The sequence below is a fragment of the Pseudomonas syringae group sp. J309-1 genome, assembly GCF_032582135.1.
GTDB lineage: Bacteria > Pseudomonadota > Gammaproteobacteria > Pseudomonadales > Pseudomonadaceae > Aquipseudomonas > Aquipseudomonas quasicaspiana.
Genome location: NZ_JAWHNU010000132.1, coordinates 1 through 654 on the forward strand (window position 1 = coordinate 1; position 654 = coordinate 654).

The 654-nt window shown below is 61.8% G+C and carries 1 protein-coding gene; it reads right to left on the minus strand.

From position 1 onward, the window contains the following. Positions 1-396 (minus strand): ABC transporter substrate-binding protein (locus RX972_RS29070; RefSeq protein ID WP_316880740.1); only part of this gene is annotated, 396 nt, incomplete at its 3' end. Between the last annotated feature and the right edge of the window lie 258 nt (positions 397-654).

Sequence of the window (654 nt, forward strand, 5' to 3'; positions counted from 1 at the left end):
CTGCGGCACCATCTTGGCGTTCATGTATTTCTGGATCGCGGTGTTGGAGGCGGTGCCGAGCGTGCCGAACAGGAACAGCACCTCGTCGCTCTCGACCAGCTTGCGCACCTGCTCGACCGCCTTGGGCGGCGAATAGGCGTCGTCATAGCTGACGAAATTGACCTTGCGGCCGTTGATGCCGCCGCGGTCGTTGATCATCTTGAAATAGCCGCCGGGCGTACGGCCGATCGACGAATAGACCGCAGCCGGTCCCGAATAGGCGTCGATGTTGCCGATCACGATCTCGGTCTTGCCTTTGGCGATCGCAGGCTTGCCGAGCAGCAGCGTGGCCGACGCGGCGGCGGTGCCCTTGATGAGCTGACGGCGTGATAGCTGGATCGAACGGTTCCTTGGCATTGTAGTCCTCCGCTTCTTCTTGTTGGCCGTTTTGGCATTGTTGGCCGTTTGGCAGCCTCTGACGGGCGTCTCGGCTTCAAGCATTCCATGCTGGTTGATCCGGATCAAACCAGTTTAGGTGCGCGGCGCTGCGGAACTTGTGCGTAGTCGCTACCAGCAGCAATATTGGCGGCGGTGTCAGGATGCGCAGCGGCGCGGCGGATCAAATGATCCACTGCGCCGCGCGTTGAGGTCGATCAGGCCGGCAAGGCCCGGGTC